Origin of the sequence: Candidatus Hakubella thermalkaliphila (genome assembly GCF_013281975.1) — a bacterium.
Classification (GTDB): domain Bacteria; phylum Actinomycetota; class Humimicrobiia; order Hakubellales; family Hakubellaceae; genus Hakubella; species Hakubella thermalkaliphila.
In genome coordinates this window covers 1-5,270 of record NZ_BLRZ01000113.1, presented here as the reverse complement: position 1 = coordinate 5,270, position 5,270 = coordinate 1, and the positions used below count along the sequence as shown (strand labels likewise).

6 protein-coding genes and 4 tRNA genes are annotated in these 5,270 nt (G+C 49.3%); all 10 read right to left on the bottom strand.

All coding sequences use genetic code 11. The features are described from left to right. Positions 1-106: 106 nt before the first annotated feature. The 10 genes from HW443_RS09185 to HW443_RS13985 all read right to left on the bottom strand — a co-directional run bounded on the left by HW443_RS09185 (position 107) and on the right by HW443_RS13985 (position 5,255). A tRNA-Met gene (locus tag HW443_RS09185) sits at positions 107-181 on the bottom strand. 20 nt (positions 182-201) lie between these two features. Then, positions 202-277, bottom strand: a tRNA-Thr gene (locus tag HW443_RS09180). 3 nt (positions 278-280) lie between these two features. Next, a tRNA-Tyr gene (locus HW443_RS09175) sits at positions 281-365 on the bottom strand. 33 nt (positions 366-398) lie between these two features. Beyond that, positions 399-473 (bottom strand) — tRNA-Thr (locus tag HW443_RS09170). 283 nt (positions 474-756) lie between these two features. Beyond that, positions 757-1,023: a DUF2283 domain-containing protein gene (locus HW443_RS09165; RefSeq protein WP_176232223.1), complete on the bottom strand. Its 267-nt coding sequence runs from the start codon at positions 1,021-1,023 to the stop codon at positions 757-759. A gap of 605 nt (positions 1,024-1,628) precedes the next feature. Beyond that, entirely contained in the window at positions 1,629-2,288 is a 660-nt protein-coding gene (sigH, locus tag HW443_RS09160) for an RNA polymerase sporulation sigma factor SigH (protein WP_176238088.1), read from the bottom strand. 47 nt (positions 2,289-2,335) lie between these two features. Continuing rightward, positions 2,336-2,878, bottom strand: a complete 543-nt coding sequence (locus HW443_RS09155) for an NYN domain-containing protein (RefSeq protein ID WP_176238087.1) — start codon at positions 2,876-2,878, stop codon at positions 2,336-2,338. A gap of 71 nt (positions 2,879-2,949) precedes the next feature. Continuing rightward, positions 2,950-4,410: a cysteine--tRNA ligase gene (gene cysS, locus HW443_RS09150; protein ID WP_176238086.1), complete on the bottom strand. Its 1,461-nt coding sequence runs from the start codon at positions 4,408-4,410 to the stop codon at positions 2,950-2,952. After that, complete coding sequence (gene cysE, locus HW443_RS09145; RefSeq protein WP_176231817.1) at positions 4,391-5,062, bottom strand: serine O-acetyltransferase; 672 nt, start codon at positions 5,060-5,062, stop codon at positions 4,391-4,393. Before cysE ends, cysS begins: the two co-directional genes overlap by 20 nt. 40 nt (positions 5,063-5,102) lie before the next feature. Beyond that, entirely contained in the window at positions 5,103-5,255 is a 153-nt protein-coding gene (locus HW443_RS13985) for a 2-C-methyl-D-erythritol 2,4-cyclodiphosphate synthase (RefSeq protein WP_258190488.1), read from the bottom strand. Positions 5,256-5,270 lie beyond the last annotated feature (15 nt).

Sequence of the window (5,270 nt, the reverse complement as noted above, 5' to 3'; positions counted from 1 at the left end):
ATGTTCATGTGGGGTTTGATTCTCTGAAATTTCTGTTTGGCCATGGGTTCCTCCTATGGTCGTCCTAAGTATCTTTTGGACGTGCCTGTCACAAAAGCCTCTAATATGGTGGCGGTGACTGGATTCGAACCAGTGACGTCACGGGTATGAGCCGTGTGCTCTACCACTGAGCTACACCGCCCTATAACAACTGATAGCCTCTGGAGCCCGCGACCGGAATTGAACCGGTGACCTTCTCCTTACCATGGAGATGCTCTACCTGCTGAGCTACACGGGCCTATGGTGGGGGAGGAAGGATTTGAACCTCCGTAGGCTTCGCCGGCAGATTTACAGTCTGCTCCCTTTGGCCACTCGGGCACTCCCCCTGGCATGCACTTCTATATTTTACTCTTCTGTACTGGAGCCGGCGACAGGATTTGAACCTGCAACCTGCTGATTACAAATCAGCTGCTCTACCATTGAGCTACACCGGCAGGTCTCCCAATCGCTTCCCATAAGGGCTTCTCCACCAGAGACAAGTCTACAGTATATATAATAATAGCCCCCTGTCAAGCTCCCGAGACCGAGGCCAAAGGCCTTTTCTGGACGGCTGATTCGATGAAACTGAAGGCATAATTTGAAAATCAGAAGTTCTCGGCGAGACAGGATCGTTACAAAAGACGGTCAAACACATTAGGGCCCGGCCATTCTCACTTGCCAAGACTCGAGAAAGTTGTTGAGCAGTTTGGGAAGTTTGGTTAGCTCTAAGGGTAGTCACTACTTCTGGGTCAAGGCAAGCTTTAGCGATCCGCTCGCGAGAGGGATGGTGAAGGGCACGTCGGCCCCATGATGTTGGATCTGTTTGGAGAAGTACAAGAATTCGAGACTGATCAATTCTTTTGTCTCCGGGTCAAAGCGAACCCATACGCCATCCCGAATTTCATGGGCCAGAGCAGGACGATTCTTGGCAAAGGAAATGATCAGCATGTCTTCATCTGGACGGTATTTGAATTCCATTGATTTTATTGATTTGACCTTTGCCATCTTAACTCCCCTCCGATTTTGTCATCAGAAGTTACATAACCAGTTGTAACTACCCCGATGAGCCTAAGACTTTCCAAGCACCATCTTACGACAACAACTATATGATAGCCCTGAAAGGGACCAGTTGCAATACTAGATCTACGCAGGTACAGCTCACTGGCATTGTCCCACTGGCTTTTATAAATCCGATCGGGATCTGTAATGGTCTGTTCTAGGTATTCCAAGTATGAGGCAAGTTCTCCAGAGGGTGTCCAAAAACTAAGGGCATTTTGCCCAAGGTGGGGAATTACTCCTACATGAGATCTGATTTTGAGGTCAATGTGGGAAGTTTTATGCGAAATTAGCTCCTTTTTAGGGGCGAAGTGGGAGATGACTTTTTGAAATTGGAGTTTTTAGACAGCCTCTCCATGCTCAGCCAAAATGTGCTCAACCCAACAGGCTTCGGTAAGAATGACCTCTTTGCCCCGGGGATCTTTGACCAAAAACTTTCGTGGCACGCTCAGAAGTTTAGACTGCTTATGTCTCATGTAGTCTTATTATAGCATGTCTTAGACTCCAGAAGCAGAGAGGGCATCCTCATTCCTGTGGCAAAAGAGGGAGCGTGCCTATGCCAGTTCGTTAGACTTTTTCAAATGCAGATCTAACTTCCTTTTAACGCGCTGTAAAGCATTATCTATAGACTTCACATGTCGGTCAAGTGTTCTGGCAATATCCTGATAGGAGTTGCCCTCCATGTACAGACTGAGCACTGTGGCTTCCAGACTGCTCAGAAGTTCATTAAAACAGTACTTGATATTCTCTATCTCCTCACTACTGATGAGGAGCTCCAGCGGATCGATAGTATAACCCGGGTGAAGAAGCTCATTTAGAGGGCGCTCCGTCTCCCCCTCATTGAAGGTCGGCCGGGCCAGAGAGACATAGGTGTTGAGGGGAAGGTGCTTCTGACGGGTGGCTGTCTTGATCGCGGTGATCATTTGCCTGATAATGCAGAGTTCAGCAAAGACTCTAAAAGAGGCCTCTTTGTTCTCCCGGAAATCCAAAATAGCCTTGTAAAGGCCTATCATTCCCTCCTGGATCAGGTCTTCCTTATCCGCCCCCACCAGAAAGTAGGAAGTGGCCTTCATCTTAACCAAAGACTTATATTTATTGAGGAGGAAAGAGACAGCTTCCTGGTTTCCCTTTTGAGCCAGCCTTATTAAATCATTATCCCCCAGTGTCCTGAACTGTTCAAAAAGTGCTAAAGTGCTCTCCGAGCTCCCGCTCAAGATTATCGCCTCCAGCCTCTTAAACTCCTTTCTTCTATCTTATCGGACTATTCCTCCCTACGGTTAAACTTTTTAGCCCTTCGCATGTCTTCTAATCTGGCCCTCACTCCACTATCCACTCGACCCGAGAGAGGAAAGGGACCAGGCTGGTAATGAGCTATCTTCTCTCTCATCTCCTTTTCAGTAGTTCTCATCTCCCTGATCATCTCCTGCGGAGGCTTCCGGTACACTCCCTTTCCAAAGATCATCTTCTGTTGGGCATAGTCAGAAGTAACTACGAAGATCCGACGCTCCCCCTTGTAATCATAGATATATCTTTCAATGAATTGGTCGGCGCTCTGCCCGCTCCGGGTAAAAACAATCTTCACCCTGCCCACCGAGCTCTCGGCAATTTCTCGGCTATTAGATCTATGAGCATCAAAGACAATCATAACCTCTGTATCTTTTAAGGAGGCATGGTCGAGCAAAAGATCTATCACCTTCTGCCGCTCTTCTTCCAGGCTACCCGGCTTTCTTGCGTCCAGCTTTCGAAGAAAGTTTATCATATTATAACCATCGATGATATATAAGTCTCGATTAGCGCTGGCCACCCTGTTGGCCTATCTCCTTTCTCCCTTTCTCCGACTGAGCTAAGGGCTGCTCGGCCTGCTGCCTTCTTACTTCATAGAGCAGTATCCGCATCACTTTTGATCTTCCAGATGGGCCCATCGGGTCGGTCCTCCACCATGATTCCTTGCCTGGACAGGCCGTATCTGATCCGGTCTGCCATTTGCCAGTCCCTCCTGCTTCTTGCCTCCTCCCGGATTTCCAAAAGAAGGTCGACCAGTGCAAAGAGGCGACTTTGATCCACCGCCCTTCCTTCCTCAAACCTCAGGCCCAGCACGCCGCCCAACTCCATGATCAATTCCCTGGCCTGAGTCAGAACTTCCCTGGCCCTGGAGGTAAGGACGAATTCAGAGCTCTGAGTCAGGCTGTTGACCAGCCTGATCAGCTCGAAAACAGCGCTTAGGGCTCTGGCAGTATTGAAATCATCATCCATGGCCTCCTCAAAGGCAGGCCTGGTCTCATAGAGAGCTCTTTCCAGAGTAGATATATCTGGGCTACGGGGTGCTTCTTTTGGCGCCTGGCGACTCAGGAAATCCAGCCGGGATACCACCTCGGCCATCCGGCCGTAAGCTTTACGGACCTCCTCCAGTTTCTCTTCCGTGAAATTGAGCCCACTGCGGTAATGGCTCCCCAGCATTAGCAGCCTCACTACATTGGGATTCTCCTTCTCCAGAAGTTCGTGGACGGTCACAAAGTTACCTAGAGATTTATGCATTTCCTCTTCATTAATCTGCAACATTCCGCCATGAAGCCAGTATCGAACAAAGGGTTTTTCCTGTTTGTACCCCTCCGCCTGAGCTATCTCATTCTCGTGGTGAGGAAATATCAGGTCCTGAGCGCCTCCGTGGATATCAAACCCAAAGCCCAGGTAATTCAGGGACATGGCCGAGCATTCTATATGCCACCCCGGCCTGCCCCTGCCCCAGGGACTATCCCACCCAGGCTCCCCCGCCTTGGAGGACTTCCAGAGGGCGAAATCCAGAGGATGTCTCTTCCTTTCATCCACTTCCACTCTACTTCCGGCCATCATCTCATCTACATTTCTCTTGGAAAGTTGCCCATACTCTTTAAACTGGGAGATGGAGAAATAGACGTCTCCATCCACTCTATAAGCATAACCTTTCTCTTCCAGGGTACTGATCATTTTGATCATAAAGTCGATTTGTTCTGTGGCCCTGGGCTGGACATCGGCTGGCATTATCCCTAACTTCTCCATATCTTGATAAAATTCCCTCTCAAACTTTTGGGCTACTTCCTGCCACCCCAGGCCCAGTTGACGAGCTTTGTTAATTATCTTATCCTCCACGTCTGTAATATTCTGCACAAAGAGAACCTGGTAGCCCTTGTAGAGAAGATATCTCCTGATGACATCAAAGGTGAGGAAGGTCCGAGCGTTACCAATATGGATGTAATCATGGACAGTAGGGCCACATACATACATGCCCACTCTGCCCCGGTCTCTCTCTACAAAGTCTTCCTTGCGACCGGTCAGGGTATTATAGGCTCTTAAGGACATCCTCTTTCTCCAGTTGGTGCTCCAGATCATGGAGCTTGTTCTCCAGCCGGTCCAGCCGTCTGTGAAAGCAATCAAACATCTCGGCCACCGGGTCTGGCAGATCGGCATGCTCCAGATCGATGGGGGGCACCTTTTTCCCATCTCTGACCACAATGCGACCAGGTACACCTACCACGGTGCAATCGTGGGGGACTGAGGATAGAACCACAGCTCCTGCTCCCACCTTGACATTATCTCCCAGGGTGATGTTTCCCAGAACCTTGGCCCCGGCCGCAATGACCACATTATTGCCAATGGTGGGATGGCGTTTGCCTTTCTCCTTGCCGGTTCCTCCCAAAGACACTCCCTGAAACAGGGTTACATTGTCGCCAATGATGGTCGTTTCTCCAATAACCACGCCCATACCATGATCAATAAAAAACCTTCTGCCTATCTGGGCTCCCGGGTGAATCTCAATTCCAGTGAGAAACCGGCTCAGGTGAGAGATCAACCTGGGAATCACTACCAAACTCTTCTTGTACAACCAATGAGCTACTCTATGAAACAAAATGGCATGGAGACCCGGATAAGCCAGAACGATCTCCAGAGTTGTCCTGGCTGCTGGATCCCGTTCTTTGATCACCTGGATTTGTTCTTTTAGAAATTCAAACATAGGTGACATACCTCCCTCAGTTGTACAAAGCCCTACTCCATCAGGATTCGCTGTCCTGCTTTTCCACCATTGCCACAGCGTAGGCAACTGCGCCCTCACTTCTGCCCGTAAAACCAAGTCCTTCGGAAGTACAGGCCTTGACATTGACCTTCTCCAGGTCTATTTGCAGGGTGGAGGCTATATTTTCTTGCATGATCCCCAGTTGATG

Excerpts from the sequence above, each read along its gene's own strand:
- HW443_RS09165 (WP_176232223.1), bottom strand. The coding sequence starts at position 1,023 with ATGGCAAAGGTCAAATCAATAAAATCAATGGAATTCAAATACCGTCCA.
- cysS (WP_176238086.1), bottom strand. The coding sequence starts at position 4,410 with ATGTCCTTAAGAGCCTATAATACCCTGACCGGTCGCAAGGAAGACTTT.
- cysE (WP_176231817.1), bottom strand. The coding sequence starts at position 5,062 with ATGTTTGAATTTCTAAAAGAACAAATCCAGGTGATCAAAGAACGGGAT.
- HW443_RS13985 (WP_258190488.1), bottom strand. The coding sequence starts at position 5,255 with ATGCAAGAAAATATAGCCTCCACCCTGCAAATAGACCTGGAGAAGGTC.